This is a genomic window from Streptomyces capoamus (assembly GCF_014654935.1).
Classification (GTDB): domain Bacteria; phylum Actinomycetota; class Actinomycetes; order Streptomycetales; family Streptomycetaceae; genus Streptomyces; species Streptomyces capoamus.
In genome coordinates this window covers 35,932-52,924 of the sequence record NZ_BNBF01000031.1, presented here as the reverse complement: position 1 = coordinate 52,924, position 16,993 = coordinate 35,932, and the positions used below count along the sequence as shown (strand labels likewise).

The following is a 16,993-nucleotide window of genomic DNA, read 5'->3' as shown; positions in this document are numbered from 1 at the left end:
AGCGGGCGTTGCATCGATGGACGCCCCGCCCACCGCGATGACGGGACTGGACTGCGGCCGCACCGCCGCCGCGACCAGTTCGGCCACCGCCAGCGACGCGAAGCCGGCCAGCACCCCGCTCAGCGCACCCAGCGCCAGGCGCGGCCAACTAGGCCGTACTCGCTGATCCTTCTCTTCATCCCTCACGGGGGGAATCCGATTCTGCCCGCCACGCGGATTGGTCCCAGACCTGATCAGGTGAAAAAAGATCTCAGACCAATCCACCCTGCATTCCGCTACGGATTACCCCTTTGAGCACCAGCGACATCGTCATCACTGCTACTCCGCGGGTCGGGCCGACAGACTGTCCGGGTGCGCATGAGCCAGAGCTCATGCGCACCCGGACAGGTACCGCTCCGGCGTCTGCTGTGTCACATGCCGGTGTGCCAGCCAGTGTTGACGCAGGCGTTGCCGAAGGACGGGTTCAGCAAGCCGATCACGTCGACGGTGTTGCCGCAGGCGTTGACCGGGATGTTGATCGGAATCTGAATCACGTTGCCCGACAGCACACCCGGCGAGCCGACCGCAGCCCCCTGCGCGCCACTGTCGGCAGACGCGGCCGCCGCGCCGGCAAGCACGACCGCGCCCGCGGCGACCACCAGACCCGCACTCCGCATCACCCGAGACCGCAGAAACGTCATGTTCACGTGCCCTTCTTCTCGCTGCGGCGGCAGTCGCCGCCGGCCGGTCGCACGCTGCGACCAGGCATCGGTGATCCGTTGCCGACATGGGGGCGGACTGCTCAATACGGTATGGATCACCCGATCGCACTACACGCGACCATGGGCAGGGGCCGAGCGAGTCCGCTGGCTGCGCGCTTTCTCCGCCGTCGGCGGTATCCATGCCCGCTACAGCGCGCCTGTCGACAACAACCGCACGCAGGATCGAACAGCTGAGCCGCGGGCAGGGGTGACCGGCCAGTGCACGCTCATTCGGCCCCGGACGTCGGTGCACCGACATGCCCCTGACCCTTTAGGTACTGACGCGGACCAAGCCGTTTTGCCGACAGCTGCGGATTCTCTGCGCGAGACGTCATTACGACAGTGGTTCCCTGGGAGGAAGACATCGTGTCGGTCATGCGAGATCATGGCGGCAAGTCGGCGGATTCGGCGTTGTGGCTGCGGCACTGCCCGCAGCAGCCGCGTGCGGCGGTCATCACCCTGCACGGTGGACGAGCGGAGGGCTACCAGACATCACAGCCGTGGCACCTGGCAGCTTTGAGAATGCGCCCCGTACTTCGCGCGGCAGCATCCGCCGTGCCCCTCGACGACACCGTTCTGGCACACGTTCGCTACCGCCACCGCGGCTGGAACCAGAACGATCCTCTGAACGACACCTACCGCGCACTCGATGAGCTGCACCAGATCGCCGGACCGGTGCCGACCATCCTCATTGGCCACTCCATGGGAGGCCGAGCGGCCCTGCGAGCAGCCTCGCACCCGCAGGTACAAGGGGTCGTCGCACTCGCACCGTGGCTCCCGCCAGGCGAACCCTCCAAGCAGCTGAGCGGAAAGCGCGCCGTCATTGTGCACGGCGAACGCGACCGGATCACCAGCCCCCATGCTTCCACCGACTACATCAGGGGGGCCCGAGCCGCCGGGGCCCACGCCGGCATCATCCTCATCAGCAACGGCGATCACGCAATGCTGCGCCGCTCCAACCTCTGGCACCGAACCGTCGCCACCGTGGTCACCGACCTCCTGCGCCCGCACGCGCAACTTTCGAGCCTGACCGGCACCTGCTACGCATCCACCGCCCCCCTCGTGCTGTAGGGGGCAGCGAGCATCAACCGCGCGCCCGCTGTGCCCATCAGTACCTGCCCGCACGACGCGCGGGACCTCAGAGGTCGTTTTCTCCTGTTGTTTCATCCCGGAATTTGCTGTTTGGTCTGCGGTGTCGGGTCGCGCCAGGAGATGGTGTTCTCGCTGGTGAGGCGGCGGGCCATGAGGTCTGCCATAGCGATATGGATCATGGCTTCGGAGCGGGCGGGCCGGGTTTCGTAGTCGCGGGCCAGGCGGCGGTGGAGCATGAGCCATCCGTAGGTCCGCTCGACCACCCACCGCTTCGGGATCGGGGTGAACCCTCTGGCCCTGGGCCTGCGTTGAGTGATTTCCATGTCGATGCCGAGGCTGGCGGCGTGCTCGACGAGGTGCTGGCGGTAGCCGCCGTCGACCCACACCTTGCGGATGCGGGGATGTTCGGTGGCGACCTGGTCCAGGAGCTGGCCGCCGGCGACGGAGTCTTGCACGCTCGCTGCGGTGACCAGCACGGCAAGGAGAAGGCCCATCGTGTCGGTGACGATGCTCCGCTTCCTGCCCACGATCTTCTTCCCGGCGTCGATGCCCTGGCCGGAGGCGAGAACGCTGGTGGAGGTTTTCACGCTCTGCGCGTCGATCACGCAGGCCGACGGTTCGGCCTCCCGCCCTTCCCTCTGCCGTAAGAGTTGCCTGAGCAGGCCATTGAGCTGGGCGAACACGCCTTCCTGCTGCCACCTGGCGAAGTAGCCATAGACGGTGTTCCAGTGCGGGAAGTCGTGCGGAAGGTAGCGCCACTGAACCCCGGTACGGTCCACATACAAGATCGCGTCCATGATGTCGCGCAGGTCATGTTCGGGCGGCCGGCCGAAGTCCAGGGCTCGCCCGCGGCGCTCGAAACGCCAGGCCGCCAGGACCGGCTCGATCAACTGCCAGCGGGCATCGGAGAGATCACTCGGATACGGGCGTCGCTTCGGCATGCTTCCGGCGTACTGCCGCGAACCGAGTGCGCCCAGTCGCACGCCACCGGCGCTCGAAGCACACAACCTCGAAGACCGGGCATCCTGGGATGAGACAGGATTACGGCCTCCTCCGCCCCATCCGCAACCTCCCACAACTCGCCGGCATCGACAGCCTCCGTCACCTCGCCTGTGCCACCACTCACCGCTCAAAATATCGACTGATAAGCGGGCGAAATAGGTGGAAACGACCTCTGACAGACTGTTTCTCAACCCAGGGCCTGGCCTTGGTGTGTACAGGACGTGGCAGGGGCGGCGTCGGTAGAGGGGTCCCAGGTCCCTGTGGAGAGTGACGCGCAGCGCGGCCGCGAGTGCGCGGGCTCGGTCTTCGTCGTGCACGCCGCATCGGTGAAGTGGTGGGGGGTTTCACAGAACATCCTCGTGCACGCAGTCGTGGTGGCGGGCGTGTCTGTGTGACGGTGGGGGAAGACAACGAGACCGATCGGTATCCCTGGTGCCGGTCTTTGGGGAGTTCGGGCGTTGCCCCCCTCCCGGGCACCCGATCCCCCGCCATCGTCGTGCACCCCCTTTTGGGGGTGCTTCGCCTTTGGGCTCAGCAATCCCCGGAAGGGGGCAGCCCGCATGAACATCACCATCACGATCGACGGCACCTGCGCACGTATCCGCCCCTGCGGAGAGATCGACTTCAACATCCTGCCCCCGCTGCGCGCAGCAGTCGACGCGCTGCCGCCGAAGGTGACCGACGTGCAGTGGGACCTTGCCCTCACGCCCTTTATGGACGTCGCCGGCCTCCACCTGCTGTTCACCCCCGCCACCAGCAGCGGACCGCAGCGCCGGGCGACCGTGACCGGACTGCGCGCACAGCCGCTGTCGCTGCTGCTCATGGCGGCCGACGTCAATCCCACCGCCTTCGACCTTTGTCGTCTTCTGCCTGACGTACCCCCGGCCGACCTCCGGCCCGCAACCCCGTGAGTGCCTGCTTCTGACCCTGGGGGTGCGCTGCGCTCCGGGCGTATACGAACTCACCTGGGCGCCGGACGGACGCGCGACGTGGTCGTACGGCCGGGCGGTGGTCGCCGGGCTCCCCCACGTCATATGGCACCGGATCGGGACTCACAGCATCCTGGACCGGCCCCTGGCCGAAGGCCATCTTGCGGGGCAGGGCCGCCGGTTGGTTGGCTGATCGTTCCGATTACCAGGAGGGGGCACCGCGTGGCAGCGAACGAGGCCGTGACCGAGGCGGAGCACGTGAAGAGTTTGATCATCAGCACCGCGTCGGCGCTGTGGGAGGACAAGGAGGCGCTGGGCAAGTTCCTCGACGTCGTCCGACGCAGCGAGACCTTCGCCCCGCTCGCCGACAGCATGGCGCAGTCCCAGGTCTGCCCCGCGAAACCTTCGTTCTACGGCGTGAAGAGCAGGGAGTTCCAGGACTGACCGAGTGCTGATGCGCCGATCTCCCTGCGGCGCCCTCGAAAATGGCGGTGGCCCCACCTCTGTTGGTGGGGCCACCGCCATTTCCAGTGGATGCGCTCAAGCCGGTGGGTCAGGTCACCCGGCAGGTACGGCCTGACGTTCTCGATGCTTGTTGAGCAGGTCCAGCATCTTGTTGAACTCGTCCGTCGGCATCTTGTGGATCAGGTGTTGTGCCGCGTCGACACCGTCTTCGTAGGGGAACCGCTTGGGCTGCTGGCTCCCTCCTCCAGCTGTCACTTCGGGCGGGCTGGCTTGTCCAGGAACGGCTGGCGCGCCCTCCTGTGCTGCGTCGGCGGGCGCCTCTTGTTCCGCAGCGGCCGGGTCGGCCGGATCCGTTTTACGGCCGTAAAACGGATCGCCCCCTTGCTGCCCAGAACCAGCGGGCGACTCGGCGGTCAGCCGTTTGGGAGCGGCGGCCTTCTTGGCGACCTTCTTGGCTGCCGCCCGTTCAGCAGATGCTGCCGCCCGCTGCTTCTGCTCGTCCTGCCACCATGCCAGCTGCTCCGTCCGGTCCCACTCGTTGTCCCGGGCCAGCTTGCCCAGCGACCGGGCGGCGTCAAGCGGCATGGTCTTCTTCCGCACCAGGTCCTGAACCTCTGGGGCCAGGTGGGTGAGGAGGATGCGCTGGGTGACCCATCCGTCGACCCTCTCGAAGTGCTGGGCGACGGCGCGGTTGGAGCCGAACTCGGCAACGAGGGCTTGGACCGCGTACGCCTCTTCAACGGGGTTGAAGTTCTGGCGGTCGACGTTCTCGGAGACCACGGCTTCCATGAACGTCTTGCGGTCTTTGGCCAAGCCGTCGTCGACGACACAGTTCAGGGTTGGATTGCCGGCCGCTTTGGCGCCACGGTACCGACGCTCACCGGTGACGAGGACGTAGTCGACGTCACCGATCTGCTTCGCGTGGTCGGGCCACAGCTTCAGGTAGGCGCTACGACTGACGGCAGGGCACGCCTGGATCTGACGGCGTCGCAGGCTCTTCCCGAGGTCGATCAGCTCGCCCTCGGTGCCGAAGTCGGTACGCGGGTTGACGCCGTTGGGGGCGAGCCGACCAAGAGGAACGCGGAGCAGGCGGCCGTCGGCTCGGGTGTCTACGACTGGGGTGTCATCGTCGTCGCCGAAGAAGTCGTCGAACTCGTCGTGCTTGGCCATCATCGAGCTCCCGCGTGCTTCTGGCGGCGGAGCTGGTGCTCCAGGGCCAGGGACACGAAGTCCTGCTTGGCCTTGGTGGCGATGTGGTTGGACTCGTACTGGGTGCAGAACCGTCCGTTGGTGATGCCGCGGGTGTGCGGCTTGTAGTGACGGACAGTGGCGTTGTACAGCTCCCAGCCTCTGCGCTGGACGAGGCTGATGGTGCGGTCGCGGTCTGCAGTGCCGTCGCGGGGGTCCCAGTTGTTGACGACGACGCCGTAGGGAATCTGGCGGGGGATGAGGACCCGCTCCACGGTGACCCTGGTCGGGGTGAAGGCCGATCCCTCTGCTTCGAGGGGGACGATGACGTCGTCAGCAACGTCGAGGACGGCGCGCAGCGCGTCTCCGGTGGTTCCGTCGCCCAGGGGGTCGATGGACTCGTCTTCGTCGTCTTCGGCCTTCAGGGGCATGAAGCCAGGGGTGTCGACGATGATGATGTCGGCCTTGGCGCTGCGCAGGCGACGCAGCTTGTCGATGCTCTGGCTCGCGTCGACCACGCGGAAGGGGACTGGCCTGCCGGCCTTTTTGACCTTCTCAGCGTGTTCGATGCTGGTGCCCTGGGGGTCTATTGAGACGACCGCTACGGACGGGCCGTCGCCTGCGGTCTCAGCTTCGGCAGCATCGCAGCCAAGGATTTCGGCGTAGACCGCAGCGAGGTTGACCGACAAGAGGGACTTGCCGACCCCGCCCTTACGGTTCAAGAGCACGGTGATGTAGGGCATGTACTGCTCTCCGACTACTTCCCGGGAACCCGGTACTTCGGATGGACGGGAAGCATCCTCTCAGAAGACCAAAAGGGGTCCTGCGAGGCATGCGGGGCGTGGCAGTTTTACGGCCGTAAAACTGCCACGGAGCTGACTGCTCCAGAAACACGAAAAGCGGCCCCCGCCGCTCGGACCGCGAAGGTCCGGACGGGCAAGGGCCGCTTCATGTGCTCAGGTGCTCAGGTCGATGTCGGGCGGGAGGCCGCGCCCGGCAAGGGCGTGGGTGAGGAGTCCGTAGGGCTCGGTCCACGCGCCGTGGATTCGTGCTCTGGCGCAGTGAAGGGTGCCGGTGAGGGCGGTCTCGGTGTCGGGGTGGATGAGGACCAGGGCGACGGGGTCGGCGTCCGGCTGCTGCCCTTCGGTGGGACGGCCGCGCTCCAGGGCGCGGGCGTCGGGGGCGATCCGCACGGCGACGTCGCCGCGGCCGGTCCACGGAGCTGGCCTCTGCCGGGAGGTGAGCATGGCGGTGAACTCCGCGACGGCCTTGTGGTCGCCGGGGTGGAGCGGGCCGGTGCCGTGGCCGCAGAGGCGGAAGCGGGCGCTCACGCGGCGGGGTTGTCGGCGATGACGAGGAAGCTGTCGGTGCGCAGATCCATGACGACCCGGGCGGGCTGTCCCTGGGCCTGCTGCTGGGCAGCGTACTCGTCTGCGGGCCAGGAGCCGCGGGGGCCGCCGGCGGGGAAGCGTTCAAGGACGGTGCGCGTGGACTGGTCGGGCATCAGGGTGCCTCCTGATCGGTGAAGGAGAGCTGGAGTGCGGGGCGTGCTGTACGGGGCGCGGACGGCCGGGGCGGGGCCGGCGGCTCGGTGCGCTCGAGGTCGGCGTCGGCGAGGAAGCCGAGCTGTCCGGCGGCGGCCGCGCGGGCAGCGAGGGTGATCGAGCGGGTGACCCGGTGGTGCCCGTGGTCGATCCGCAGGTGGCACATCTGGCAGGCGGCGAGCAGGTTCTCGTCTCGCACGTCTTCGGGAGTGTGGTTGAGGTGGGCGGTGGTGAGGCCGACCACGGAGCCGGTGTCGGGGTGGATCCGCTCGTGGACGGCCGGGCAGCGGCCGCCCGGGTGCGTCAGGCCACAGTGGCCCGTGCACTCGCAGCGGCCGCCTGCCCGCTCGAACCGGATCCGCGCGCTGATCTCGTTCCAGTCGCGCGGGTACCGGTGCAGGTTCTCGGGACGGATGGGCACGGCGGCTCCGCTACTCGCCGCCGGCGGCCTGGCGCTGCTCGAAGGCTTCGAGCAGCTCGCCCAGGTCGTTCGGCTCGGGCACGGTGCCGACCCACGTGCCGCCCTCGGTGAACACCTCCACGTCGATGGTGTCGGCGTCGAACCAGCAGACGTACGGCCCGTACCGCTCGATGACCGCCGTGGCGACGGTGGCCGGGTCGGTCATCAGCGGCGCGGTCTCCAGCACGGTGAGCGCGGTGACGACCAGCCATATCGGCTCGTCCGGCGTACGGGGGAGCCGGAGGTGGCCGGTGACGCGGAGCTTGTCGCCGGGGACCAGGTCGTGGATGACCGCGTGCGCCAGCTCCGCGTCGGCGACGCTGCACGGCAGGATCATCTCGTCCGTGCGCTCGTCCGTCGGGGAGACGGTGAGGCGGAACCGGGCCGTGCTGCCGTGCAGATCGCCGGGCACCGTCTCTTCGTCCAGGAAGCCGTCCAGGGCTATGGCGTCGTCGGCCATGGGTCAGCCGGCCTTCCGGACCGGCGCCTGGTGGGCGGCGTCGTACGCCTCCAGGACCGCCTTGCGGACCATGCCCGCGTCGGCGACCTGGTGGCCATTGGCGCGCGCCCACGTCCTGATGGCGGCGAGCTCCTCCCGGGTCCGGCCACTGCCCAGGCCCGAGCGGATGGGGGTGGGCGCGGTGGCGGCCGCCGTGGTGGTGCGGGTGCCGGCCTTCGCGGCGCGCAGTTCCTCCTGCGCCTTCTCCAGTTCGGCGCGGGCCTTGGCAACCTTCGCTTCGGCCTCGCGCTGCGCGGCCTCGCTGTCGCGGCGGTCGGTCAGCTCGGAGAGGTCGGCGGTGATGCGGGCGGCGCGGCTGCGGACTGAGGCGGCCGGGTGCGCGGCCGCCCAGTCGAGCAGTTCCTGGATCTCGTTGGAGACGGCGAGCGGGACGACCGGGACATCGATGGCCGAGGCGTCGGCGGCCGGACGGGGCAGCCCGAGGACCTGGTCGGCGATGAGGTCGCTGAGCTCGGTCTCGCTCAGGCCGGTGGCCTCGCGGATGGCCTGCTCGGTGTCGCCGTTGTTGTGCATGGAGATCGCCATGGCCTCGTGCGCGGACAGGGCCGGGGCGGCGGGGGTGTTCGTCATGGTCGGTGCGTCTCCAGTTTCCGGGATGAGGGGGAGCAGGGCGGTGAGGGTGTCGGTGTCGGTGGGCAGCCCGAGGACGTCCAGGAGCAACCCGAGGTCGTCCTTGTCGCGGGAGCTGCGGGCGGTGACCCGGGCCGCGGCGGCGAGCTGCTGCGCCGGGTTCGGGTCCAGGGGCAGCGATTCGGCCTCGAGGGCTTCGGTCCAGTCGGTGAACATCACGCGGCCTTACCGCTGGCGACCAGCTCCAGCACGCGCCGGTTGGACGCGGCCTGTGCGGGGGTGATCGGTTCCTTCCAGCGGTTGTACGGCGCGGGCCGGGTGGGGATGGACTCCAGCTCCAGGCGGGCGAGGGCCAGTTCACGGACGGATGGCGGCGAGACGCGCGACGCGCGCTGCCGCTCACGGCGGCGGCGGTCCTGTTCGGCGACCACGCCGACCCAGTCCTCCCCGAGCCGCGCCACGAGCTTCTTACGCAGTTGCTTGCGGTCGCGGGCGGTGGTCGCCGCCCACACCCCGGCCTTCGTCAGGTCGGCGTTGGCGAGCGCCCACTTCAGGCAGCCGGTGACGATCGGGCAGCCGGAGCAGGCGTGCTTGGCCTTGACGAGCGCCTTCTCCCGGGCGCGGGGGTCTTCGTCGGTGTTGTGTATGTCCTCGATGGCGAACAGGCCGGGCTCCGTGCGGCAGCGCAGCGCCTGGTCGGTGTGAGGGAAGGGGATCCGGTCGTCGGCGGGGACGATGTCCGGCAGTTTGGCAACGCCGGTGCGATTGCCGCTCATGAGGTGCCCTCCGGAGCGAGGTGGGGGAGTTGAAGGAGGACCTGGTCCACGAGGTCCTGCGTCGGGCGCCACGGCCCGAGCTGGCCGTTCAGCCACGGGATGGGGAGCGCGAGCTCCTGGACGTCGGAGAGGACCAGGTGGAACGCGTCGGCCTGCGCCCACTTCGAGCACGGGGCGGTGTCGGCGGCGTCCTGGTGGCAGTCGGTGAGGCGGGCGACGCCGATGACGGCCCGGGTGTGCAGGGCGCGGTCGCGGATCGCGGTGGCGACCAGCGGGTCGCGCATCGGGGCCCGTTCGGTGGCCTGCCCGGCGTGCAGCAGCAGCCAGCCGCGCCAGGACCAGGAGGCCGGCCTGTTCTCCACGTCCTTCCCGGCGAGAATGCAGGTCGTCCAGGGCTGGCGGATCGTGATGCCCCGGATCCAGGTGCCCGGGTCGACGGTGGTGGTCTCGCTCATGCCGCCCGCCCCAGGGTGTGGGTGCCCGGCCGTCCGGCGCGGCGGCCGTTGATGGAGGGCACCGTGGCGTGCTGCGGTCCGGCGAGGACGGCGCGGCCGGTGTGCTTGCCCGTGTACATCGCGGCGTCGGCGGCCCGCTGAAGCAGAGACAAGTCGCGGGTGCCGAGGACGTCGGGGCAGGCGGCGCCGACCGACGCGGCGACGTCGACCAGGGCGCCGTCGTCGACCTGAACCGGCTGCGCGAGCAGCTGCGTGAGCCGGGCGAGACGGAGCTCGCGGCGGGCGGGTCCGATCCGCACCGCGAAGGCGAACTCGTCCCCTCCGAGCCTGCCGACCGCCCCGCGGCTGCCCGCCCAGGCGGTGAGCCGCTGCGCGGTGGCGGCCAGGACGCGGTCGCCGGCGGCGTGCCCGCCAGGTCCGTCATTGATCTGCTTGAAGTGGTCCAGGTCCACGATCCCGACCAGGGCGTGGTCGCCGTGCCGGTCGGTGATCTGGCGGGCCTTGGCGGTGAAGCCGTCGCGTCCGAGCAGGCCCGTGAGCGGGTCGCGGCGGGCGGCGGACAGCTTCCGGTGCAGGCTGACCGCGTGCACGGTCCAGCCGGTCAGCGGCACGGCGAGCGTGGTGATGAACAGGGCGCGTTGCCCGATCGGGGCCTGTACGCGCACGGTGGAGGCCATACTGGTCTCTCCCTCTCGTCATGTACGGGATGGGTGGCCCGGGGCGGCCGACTGGTTTTCCGGCCTTTGGCGGCCGTCCCGGGGCGGACCTACAGCTCGAAGGGCTCGTGACTGAGCCAGCTGTAGGGGTCGTTCCAAGGGCCGGCCTTTGCGGCCTGCCAGTCGAGCGCCCAGTCGGGCCGAAGCCCCCGCGCTCCCCAGCCCCCGGCCTGCCTGCCGGGAACCTCGAGTCCGGCCTGCTGCGCGGCGAGCGCCGCGTCGTACACCTCGTGCGCGATGCGCAGGGCCTCGCTCTTGGACGACGCCTCGCCGGTGAAGACGTGTACGCCCTTCAGCCGGCGGTTGGTGGTGTGGTGTATCGGGACGTCAACCTCGAAGTAGCGAAGCGGCATGAAGGCCCATCTCCCTCCGTCGCTGGTCGTGACCCGGCGCTCAGTGGCCGGTCGCGTGGGCGGCGGTGATGCGGACGGTGTCCGCGAGCAGCACGGTCAGCTCGTGGCCGTGGCCGACGGCGTCCTCCAGGCGCTCGATGAGCTCCGGGGGCAGGCTGCGGTTGCGGGCCCCGGTCAGGACGCCCTCCAGGTAGAGGACGTCGGCCAGGACGCGGCCGCGGACGTCCAGGACGCAGGGCTGCACGGTGAGGACGTCGTCGTTCTTCGCGGTCGCCAGGGCCGCGTGGTCGGCGGCCTCGGTGTACGCGGTCTCGGTCTGCTCGGTGAGCAGCGCGTCGACCTGTGTGGTGTCGCCGTAGGCGCGGCGCCAGCCGAAGCGGGCGGCGGCGGCGTCCATGAGGGAGCGGCGGGCGAGGGGCACGGTGACCTCCGGGGAGGGCCGGTCGTCCGGTCTCGGCTGACCGGACGGACACCGCACGGCCCCGCCGTCGCCCGCCCGGGGGCGGTGCGGCGGGGCCGTACGGAGAGCGTCCGGTCAGCGCTGGGGCCGGCGCAGGATCGTGAACTCGGTGCCGGTGCCGTAGGTGCGCGGCTTGGCGGTCAGGAACTCCGGCTGCTCGTCCGCGAGGCGCTGCAGTTCCTCCTCGATCCACTCGGTGGAGCGCTGGAGGGCGAGGCGGTCCAGGTGGAAGCTGGTGAGGTAGACCGTGGAGTCGTAGTCGGAGCGGCGCTCCGAGTCCAGCCTGCGCCGCACGATCTGGCGGGCGGTGTCGTCGTCGGGGCGGGTGGGCAGGTCGCGGGGCAGCGCCCGGCACTGGGCGGCGTGGGCGTTGGCGATCTCCCCGCCCGCCTGCTCGGAGTAGATGGGGTTGTCGCGGTCCTTGTAGCGGGCGCGGTACGAGCAGCCCAGGCAGGCGACGGCGTAGTAGGTGCCGTTGACCCCGGCGTCGGCGGTGTAGACGAGGACGACGGCACCGGCCAGTCCGAGGAAGCGCTGGGTGATGATCACGCCCTCGGGCTTCCAGGTCTCACCGATCTCCGGCCACGGCTCGGGGGTGTGCTCCGGTTCGGTGGCGGTGCGGGTGCGGGTGCGGGTGCGGGTGCGGGAGAAGAGGGTGAGTGCCATGGGGTTACTGCTCCTTCTGGTCGGCCTGGGCGTGGATGCGGGCGATGGTTCGGCGGGCGGCGGTGATCACGAACGGGGCGGCGAGCGCGCCGGCGAGGCTGGCGTAGGTGGCGAAGAAGATGGCGGGGGTGCTCACCGGCTGTCGCCTCCCGTCGCCTGCCGGTCGGCGAGGGCCAAGAACTCCACGGCCAGGTCCGGCGCGGACAGGATGGTGCGCAGGATCGAGGCGAAGCCGTCGCGCTCGATGGGGTTGAGGCGGTCCCACACGGCGTGGGCGTCACTGTGAGCACCGACGGCCTTGAGGTAGTCCGTCCTCGGTGGTGGCGGTGTGCTCGATGCCGCACCGCCCACACCGGAAGACGGCCTGGTCCCAGCCGCACGCGGGCGTCACCGGCGGTCGCCCTTCCGTAAGGTGATCCAGGTGGTGACCAGGGCGGCGGCCACGCCGATGGCGCGGTGCGCCGCCTGGTCCAGCTCCATCAGCGCGGTACCGGGACCGGAGACGTCCTGGACGGCCTCGGGGTACTCGGTGCCCTCGCCGCCGGCCTTGCGGACGACCGTGGCGTGCTTGATGTAGCCGGCCTTCCCGGCCTTCTCCGCGAGCCAGAGCAGCGGTTCGCGCCTGTCCAGGATTCCGTGGGTGATCGCGTTGATTGCGGCGCCGGTGAGCAGGGCGCTGGCGGGGACGCGGTAGCCGAGGGTGCGGGTGACGGCGAGGGTGGAGGCGAGCTGCACGGCCGAATAGGAGGCGACGTGTCGGCTCACCGAGCGGCGGCCGTACGCGCTGGCGGTGCAGGTGCGGCCCTCCTTGCCGTGCCGCCACGGGTTCTCTTCCACCGGGGAGCCGTCGTTCTTGTAGACCAGGTGGGAGCCGTGCATGCCCTTGGTCGAAGCGTCGTGCGAGTTCTGCACGAACTGGTCCCCCAGTGCGTGGACTCCATCGAAGACGGCGGTCAGGGCGGCGACCAGGGCCAGGCCCTCGATGGCGCGGAGGCGATCGGTCATGCTGGGTGTGCTCCTCATCTCGGATTCGGGGTGGGGTGCGGGGCGGCCGGCCTCTAGCCGATGCTGCGGACGCCCCGTGGTGCCTTCGCCCCCGGCCGGTCTCCGGCCGGGGGCGGTGGTGCTTCAGAACGGAGGCTCGTTCCAGGCCGGGATGGGCAGGAGCCGGATGCGCAGCTCGCGCCTGTCGGACCAGCAGCCGCACGCCTCCATCTCGGGGAAGGCGCCGCCGACCCACCAGCCGCCCTCGCCGTGGCAGCGCGGGCAGCCCGGCCGGGGGCGGGCGGTGATCTCGATGCGGTGCCGGTCGGCGTAGAGCTTGAGGTGGCTGGCCCTGAGCGCGGCGGCGGCCGTCGCCGCGGCGAGCGGGACGGCGGCGGCCAGCAGCAGGGCGCCGCGCAGGTGGCGGGCGGTCACTTCAGCGGGATGGCGCGGCAGGCGGCGGCGTGGCTGTTGGCGTCCGGCCGGATGCAGAACAGGAAGTCCTCCTCGGGCCGGTCGGAGGAGTCGCCGCAGCCGTGGCAGTCCCAGCGGTTCTTCTCCGAGTGCTGGCCGGGGCCGGTGACGTCCACGTACGAGCCGCCGACCGTGATGAACCTGATCAGCAGGTTCCTGGGGCGGTCCGGCTCGGTGAAGGCGGCGAGGGTGGCGGTACTCATGGGCTGGTGTCCTCTCGGATCAGGCGGCCAGCAGGTGCTTGGCCGGGGGAGCGATGTAGGAGGCGGGGTCCGCAGGCGTGCCGTCGAAGCACTCCAAGCACGAGCCCAAGGTCTTGAGCGGGATGCAGTGGAAGTAGCGCCGGCGGCAGGTGCCGCATGTCTGGCGGGCCGCCATCGCCTTGTCGAGCGCGGCTTCCTTCGCGAGCGTCATCGGGAGCTTCGGCTTCGCCAGGTCGATCCGGTACAGCCACGCCCACCGCTTCCCGCCGCGGCATTCGATCCGGGCGACGGGCTCGTGGCCGCCGGGGCGCAGTCCCATCTCCCGCAGCTGGCGGCGGGTCGCGAGCTTCTCGCGCCCGGCTTGCTTCCACCGGAAGACCGGTAAGGAGCCGTCGCCGGGGTCGTACGGGTCGACGTCGACCAGGTCCTCGTCCTGGTCGGCCATCACCTGCTCCAGGAGCCGGGAAGTCGGCGCTGGGGGAGCGGGTAGCGGGGGCCGGGACGCTGCGGGCGGGGCCGGCCGATCCGGCGGCGCGGGCGGGGGATGAGCACGAGTGATCTCCTCCAGCGGTTGGGTGGATATCACCGCGCCCCGCTGACGTCGGTGCGTCGGCGGGGCGCGGGAGTTGGTGGCCGGGCGGCCTGTCCGGTCCTCGCCGGCCCCGGAGCGGGGCAGGCGAGGGCCAGGCAGGGCGTCAGGTCAGCGGGCGGTGCGGGCGTTGAACAGGCGGGCGGCCCACGACCGCAGCCGGTCGAAGCGGGTGGGGTGGGTGTGCCGCCAGGCGGTAGGCCACACGTCGTGCTCGGTCGGGAAGGAGCGGGACGCGCCGCACGTGCACGTCCATGCGTACGGCTCGGGGCGGGTGTCGTCGCGGGTCGCGGTGACCTTGGCGGGGAGGCCATCGTGGTTCCCGTGGAAGGTGCCGACCCAGAACTCGGTCTCTTCCATCTGCGGCTTCATCAGATTCCCTTCGGTGCTCGGTGGGTGGTGCCGGATGGGGTGGGGCGCGAAGTCAGCGCTGGAGGGGATGAACGTTGTCGGGTTCGTCGTCCAGGTCGTCGTGGTCGGGCGTGGGCTGCGGCGGGAAGTGGAACGCGGGGTAGACGTTGACCTGCGGCGCAGCGGGGGCCGGGTTGTTGATGACCGGGCGCAGGCTCAGGCCGCGCAGGGCGAAGATGCTGGCGAGGGCCCACAGGAGGGCGGCGATGCCGGTGGCGACGGTGCGGCTGCCGTCGGGCGTGGCGCTTGACCACACCATGGCGACGCCGGAGAGGCCCCACCCGGTCCAGAGGATGCGCGCGCCGGTGCTGCCGGCGAATCCGCCGATGAGGCCGATCAGCCCGGTGAACTGCCAGAAGGCGTAAACGGCGGAGCCGGGGACGGGGAGACCGACGCTGTGCTGCCCGATGTAGGAGCGGATCGGGTTGTCGATCACGCCCCACAGGCCGCTGGTGGTGTCGACTCCGGGCGGCTCGATCACGGTGCGGGTGGCGGACAGGCGGTGCAGCACGGCGCTGACGATGTCGCTGGCGGCGTCCAGCAGGACGATGAACGCGCAGATCCCGGCGAGGCTGAGCACAGCCTTGATCCAGTTGGCCATCTCGTGCCAGCCGAGGCGCCGGGCCTGGAACAGTTCCTCCCACCGCTCGTACAGGAAGCCGCCCTGCTTCCAGGACGCGTCCCATGCCTCGCGCAGCCCGGCGAAGCGCTTCGGGCGGGGCCAGTCCTTCGCGTCGGGCGGCGGGGGCGTCTGGTTGAGCAGGTCGAGGAAGTTCGGGTTGTCCTGACCGTTGATGGGCTGGCCGTTGATGGGCTTGTCGTCGGACTGCATGGCGGGGCGACTCCCTCGCTCGGGTCGTGTGATGGGCGGTGGTGCGCAGGCCGGACGGCCTGGCCCGCACCCGACCGCGAGGGGTTCGGATGCGAGGCAGGTGGTCCGGAGCGGGGATCAGAGGCCGCGGGCGTCGGCGAGGCCGGCGGCCTGGTCGACCATGCGGAGCGGGATGCGGGCCGATCCGTGCGCGTCGTTGAAGGACGGCACGGAGTCGACGTCGTCGCCGAACTTGCGGCGGATCGCGTCCAGGAGCACGGCGGCCGCGTCGGCTTCCAGGCCGCTGTCGCCGCGGGCCTCGATCCGGATGGCCCCGAGCATGCAGCGGGCCCCGTCCTCGTCGACCAGGACGTCCTTGCACCAGCCGCCGGTGAGCAGCCGGTGGTGGGCGCGCTGCAGAAGGGCCGCGACCGGGGTCGGGTAGGACTCCGGCGGCGGCTGGAGCGTCGGGGTCAGCGGGACGGTGACGACGTCGGACAGGTCCACGGGCTCGGTGGGGATGTGCGCCGTGTTGACCTCGTAGGCGACGGCCGCTTCGTCCAGACGCGCGGTCATCGCCGCTTTGATGAACGTCAGGCGTTCCTCGAGGGTGAGCTCCGCCGGCGGCGCGGTCGGGGCGGGCTGGGTGGTCGGGGCGGGCGGGTCTATGGCGGGGCTGGCCGGGGTGTGGGACATCGCGGGCTCCAAGCAGGGGACGCCGAAGGGCGCCGCCGGGATCGTTCTTCGGCGGCGCCCTTCGGCGTCGTGCAGCGGGGGAGGGGGAGGGGCGCTAGTCGTCGGGGGTGTAGTTCAGCGCGCCGCAGTTCCAGCAGTCCCATTCGTCGGGGACTTCGACCAGGTCGCAGCAGTCGCACCCCACGCCGTGCACCACGCAGTCTTCGCCGCAGCGCCAGCAGGTGTAGTGCAGGTGTGCCATGCCCTTGTCCCTCCCCGGGTTTGTGGTGGGGCCCGACAAGAGCATGCGCCAGATACCGGCGCTTTACTGCTGCGTTGGGGAATCTGGTGATCAGAGGCTGGAGAGCAGCCCGGCGATCGAGGCGAGGCCGCTGTTGATGGCCGGGGCCAGGCCGGTCGCGGCGAGGGTGAAGCCGAACAAGGTGCAGGCCAGCATGGAGCCGAAGCGGACGTGGCCGCCCTTGAGCAGGACGGCGACGATGATGCCCAGCAGCACGGCGGCGGAGAGGGAGAGGGCCACGGCGGGTGGTGCTCCTTCGAGTGTCGGGGTGGGGCCGGCCGCGCTCGGGCGGGCCGGCCCCGTGGATGGATGGGTTGGGATCAGGCGTCGGTGAGGCTCTTGATGGCCTCCAGCGCCTGGCGGGGAGAGGCGACCTGCGGCTCGGAGCGGCGGCCACCGCGCTTGCCGCCGCCCTTGCCGCCTCCTCCCCCTCCGCCGCCGCGGCGGCGGGACTTGCCGTCACCGTCGTCGTCCTCGTCGGGCTCGGGCCAGAACTCGCCGGGCCGCACGGGCTCGTTCCAGTCGAACCACAGGCCGCGCTTCTCCAGCTCCGCGATCTCGTAGTCGGTGAGCCGGTTGACCTCGTCGGGGAACAGGTTGGACAGGTCG

30 protein-coding genes and 2 pseudogenes are annotated in these 16,993 nt (G+C 70.6%); 3 read left to right on the top strand and 29 right to left on the bottom strand.

Features of this window, described 5'->3' with window-relative positions:
• Together IE312_RS43020 and IE312_RS33590 are read right to left on the bottom strand one after the other, a co-directional pair.
• Positions 1 to 186: pseudogene (locus IE312_RS43020) on the bottom strand (molybdopterin-binding oxidoreductase); the annotation flags it as partial.
• A 224-nt stretch (positions 187 to 410) separates the two neighbouring features.
• Positions 411 to 680: a chaplin gene (locus IE312_RS33590; protein ID WP_229900748.1), complete on the bottom strand. Its 270-nt coding sequence runs from the start codon at positions 678 to 680 to the stop codon at positions 411 to 413.
• Positions 681 to 1,115: 435 nt separating this feature from the next.
• Between IE312_RS33590 and IE312_RS33585 the strand changes: the two genes are divergently transcribed.
• Positions 1,116 to 1,811: an alpha/beta fold hydrolase gene (locus IE312_RS33585; protein ID WP_189986025.1), complete on the top strand. Its 696-nt coding sequence runs from the start codon at positions 1,116 to 1,118 to the stop codon at positions 1,809 to 1,811.
• A 92-nt stretch (positions 1,812 to 1,903) separates the two neighbouring features.
• Here the strand turns inward: IE312_RS33585 and IE312_RS33580 are convergent, their stop codons facing one another.
• Positions 1,904 to 2,773, bottom strand: coding sequence for an IS5 family transposase (locus IE312_RS33580; protein WP_189986006.1), 870 nt, complete (start codon positions 2,771 to 2,773; stop codon positions 1,904 to 1,906).
• Between the two features lie 621 nt (positions 2,774 to 3,394).
• Between IE312_RS33580 and IE312_RS33575 the strand changes: the two genes are divergently transcribed.
• Both IE312_RS33575 and IE312_RS33570 read left to right on the top strand, forming a co-directional pair.
• Entirely contained in the window at positions 3,395 to 3,745 is a 351-nt protein-coding gene (locus tag IE312_RS33575) for an STAS domain-containing protein (RefSeq protein WP_189986005.1), read from the top strand.
• A 240-nt stretch (positions 3,746 to 3,985) separates the two neighbouring features.
• The gene (locus IE312_RS33570) at positions 3,986 to 4,207 is read left to right on the top strand and encodes a hypothetical protein (RefSeq protein WP_189986004.1); all 222 of its coding nucleotides are present in this window, start codon (positions 3,986 to 3,988) and stop codon (positions 4,205 to 4,207) included.
• A 114-nt stretch (positions 4,208 to 4,321) separates the two neighbouring features.
• On the opposite strand, the gene IE312_RS33565 is transcribed toward IE312_RS33570, so the two are convergent.
• The 26 genes and pseudogenes from IE312_RS33565 to IE312_RS43015 all read right to left on the bottom strand — a co-directional run.
• The gene (locus tag IE312_RS33565; protein WP_189986003.1) at positions 4,322 to 5,398 is read right to left on the bottom strand and encodes a ParB/RepB/Spo0J family partition protein; all 1,077 of its coding nucleotides are present in this window, start codon (positions 5,396 to 5,398) and stop codon (positions 4,322 to 4,324) included.
• Positions 5,398 to 6,159 carry a ParA family protein gene (locus IE312_RS33560; protein ID WP_229900739.1) on the bottom strand — a complete coding sequence of 254 codons (762 nt, stop codon included), beginning with the start codon at positions 6,157 to 6,159 and terminating at the stop codon, positions 5,398 to 5,400. The genes IE312_RS33565 and IE312_RS33560 overlap by 1 nt, the downstream gene beginning before the upstream one ends.
• Before the next feature lie 213 nt (positions 6,160 to 6,372).
• The gene (locus tag IE312_RS33555; protein ID WP_189986002.1) at positions 6,373 to 6,747 is read right to left on the bottom strand and encodes a hypothetical protein; all 375 of its coding nucleotides are present in this window, start codon (positions 6,745 to 6,747) and stop codon (positions 6,373 to 6,375) included.
• On the bottom strand, positions 6,744 to 6,920 hold the full coding sequence (locus IE312_RS33550; protein WP_189986001.1) for a DUF8839 family protein: 177 nt from the start codon (positions 6,918 to 6,920) through the stop codon (positions 6,744 to 6,746). The genes IE312_RS33555 and IE312_RS33550 overlap by 4 nt, the downstream gene beginning before the upstream one ends.
• Positions 6,920 to 7,381, bottom strand: a complete 462-nt coding sequence (locus IE312_RS33545; protein WP_189986000.1) for a hypothetical protein — start codon at positions 7,379 to 7,381, stop codon at positions 6,920 to 6,922. The genes IE312_RS33550 and IE312_RS33545 overlap by 1 nt, the downstream gene beginning before the upstream one ends.
• 10 nt (positions 7,382 to 7,391) lie before the next feature.
• Positions 7,392 to 7,880, bottom strand: a complete 489-nt coding sequence (locus tag IE312_RS33540; RefSeq protein WP_189985999.1) for a hypothetical protein — start codon at positions 7,878 to 7,880, stop codon at positions 7,392 to 7,394.
• 3 nt (positions 7,881 to 7,883) lie between these two features.
• Positions 7,884 to 8,726, bottom strand: coding sequence for an Lsr2 family DNA-binding protein (locus IE312_RS33535; protein ID WP_189985998.1), 843 nt, complete (start codon positions 8,724 to 8,726; stop codon positions 7,884 to 7,886).
• A complete protein-coding gene (locus IE312_RS33530; RefSeq protein ID WP_189985997.1) occupies positions 8,726 to 9,286 on the bottom strand; it encodes a WhiB family transcriptional regulator in 561 nt (186 codons plus the stop codon). Before IE312_RS33530 ends, IE312_RS33535 begins: the two co-directional genes overlap by 1 nt.
• The gene (locus IE312_RS33525) at positions 9,283 to 9,741 is read right to left on the bottom strand and encodes an ASCH domain-containing protein (protein ID WP_189985996.1); all 459 of its coding nucleotides are present in this window, start codon (positions 9,739 to 9,741) and stop codon (positions 9,283 to 9,285) included. The genes IE312_RS33530 and IE312_RS33525 overlap by 4 nt, the downstream gene beginning before the upstream one ends.
• Entirely contained in the window at positions 9,738 to 10,418 is a 681-nt protein-coding gene (locus tag IE312_RS33520; protein ID WP_189985995.1) for a GGDEF domain-containing protein, read from the bottom strand. Before IE312_RS33520 ends, IE312_RS33525 begins: the two co-directional genes overlap by 4 nt.
• 89 nt (positions 10,419 to 10,507) lie before the next feature.
• Positions 10,508 to 10,810 carry a hypothetical protein gene (locus tag IE312_RS33515; protein ID WP_189985994.1) on the bottom strand — a complete coding sequence of 101 codons (303 nt, stop codon included), beginning with the start codon at positions 10,808 to 10,810 and terminating at the stop codon, positions 10,508 to 10,510.
• A gap of 40 nt (positions 10,811 to 10,850) precedes the next feature.
• Positions 10,851 to 11,231, bottom strand: a complete 381-nt coding sequence (locus tag IE312_RS33510; protein WP_189985993.1) for a hypothetical protein — start codon at positions 11,229 to 11,231, stop codon at positions 10,851 to 10,853.
• Positions 11,232 to 11,345: 114 nt separating this feature from the next.
• The gene (locus IE312_RS33505; RefSeq protein ID WP_189985992.1) at positions 11,346 to 11,936 is read right to left on the bottom strand and encodes a hypothetical protein; all 591 of its coding nucleotides are present in this window, start codon (positions 11,934 to 11,936) and stop codon (positions 11,346 to 11,348) included.
• A 4-nt stretch (positions 11,937 to 11,940) separates the two neighbouring features.
• Positions 11,941 to 12,072, bottom strand: coding sequence for a hypothetical protein (locus IE312_RS43895; RefSeq protein WP_268254387.1), 132 nt, complete (start codon positions 12,070 to 12,072; stop codon positions 11,941 to 11,943).
• Positions 12,069 to 12,203: a hypothetical protein gene (locus tag IE312_RS43890; protein WP_268254386.1), complete on the bottom strand. Its 135-nt coding sequence runs from the start codon at positions 12,201 to 12,203 to the stop codon at positions 12,069 to 12,071. Before IE312_RS43890 ends, IE312_RS43895 begins: the two co-directional genes overlap by 4 nt.
• Before the next feature lie 10 nt (positions 12,204 to 12,213).
• On the bottom strand, positions 12,214 to 12,327 hold the full coding sequence (locus IE312_RS43885; protein ID WP_268254385.1) for a hypothetical protein: 114 nt from the start codon (positions 12,325 to 12,327) through the stop codon (positions 12,214 to 12,216).
• Positions 12,324 to 12,941 carry a hypothetical protein gene (locus IE312_RS33495; RefSeq protein ID WP_189985991.1) on the bottom strand — a complete coding sequence of 206 codons (618 nt, stop codon included), beginning with the start codon at positions 12,939 to 12,941 and terminating at the stop codon, positions 12,324 to 12,326. Before IE312_RS33495 ends, IE312_RS43885 begins: the two co-directional genes overlap by 4 nt.
• A gap of 123 nt (positions 12,942 to 13,064) precedes the next feature.
• On the bottom strand, positions 13,065 to 13,355 hold the full coding sequence (locus tag IE312_RS33490) for a hypothetical protein (RefSeq protein WP_189985990.1): 291 nt from the start codon (positions 13,353 to 13,355) through the stop codon (positions 13,065 to 13,067).
• Positions 13,352 to 13,597, bottom strand: coding sequence for a hypothetical protein (locus tag IE312_RS33485; RefSeq protein WP_189985989.1), 246 nt, complete (start codon positions 13,595 to 13,597; stop codon positions 13,352 to 13,354). Before IE312_RS33485 ends, IE312_RS33490 begins: the two co-directional genes overlap by 4 nt.
• Before the next feature lie 19 nt (positions 13,598 to 13,616).
• Positions 13,617 to 14,042: an RRQRL motif-containing zinc-binding protein gene (locus tag IE312_RS33480; RefSeq protein ID WP_189985988.1), complete on the bottom strand. Its 426-nt coding sequence runs from the start codon at positions 14,040 to 14,042 to the stop codon at positions 13,617 to 13,619.
• A 255-nt stretch (positions 14,043 to 14,297) separates the two neighbouring features.
• Positions 14,298 to 14,558, bottom strand: coding sequence for a hypothetical protein (locus IE312_RS33475; protein ID WP_189985987.1), 261 nt, complete (start codon positions 14,556 to 14,558; stop codon positions 14,298 to 14,300).
• A gap of 52 nt (positions 14,559 to 14,610) precedes the next feature.
• Positions 14,611 to 15,429: a hypothetical protein gene (locus tag IE312_RS33470; protein WP_189985986.1), complete on the bottom strand. Its 819-nt coding sequence runs from the start codon at positions 15,427 to 15,429 to the stop codon at positions 14,611 to 14,613.
• A 117-nt stretch (positions 15,430 to 15,546) separates the two neighbouring features.
• Positions 15,547 to 16,104, bottom strand: coding sequence for a DUF6197 family protein (locus IE312_RS33465; protein ID WP_189985985.1), 558 nt, complete (start codon positions 16,102 to 16,104; stop codon positions 15,547 to 15,549).
• A gap of 94 nt (positions 16,105 to 16,198) precedes the next feature.
• On the bottom strand, positions 16,199 to 16,345 hold the full coding sequence (locus IE312_RS33460) for a hypothetical protein (RefSeq protein WP_158101671.1): 147 nt from the start codon (positions 16,343 to 16,345) through the stop codon (positions 16,199 to 16,201).
• 90 nt (positions 16,346 to 16,435) lie between these two features.
• The gene (locus IE312_RS33455) at positions 16,436 to 16,624 is read right to left on the bottom strand and encodes a hypothetical protein (RefSeq protein ID WP_189985984.1); all 189 of its coding nucleotides are present in this window, start codon (positions 16,622 to 16,624) and stop codon (positions 16,436 to 16,438) included.
• Between the two features lie 80 nt (positions 16,625 to 16,704).
• Positions 16,705 to 16,993 (bottom strand): annotated as a pseudogene (locus IE312_RS43015) (chromosome segregation protein ParM); the annotation flags it as partial.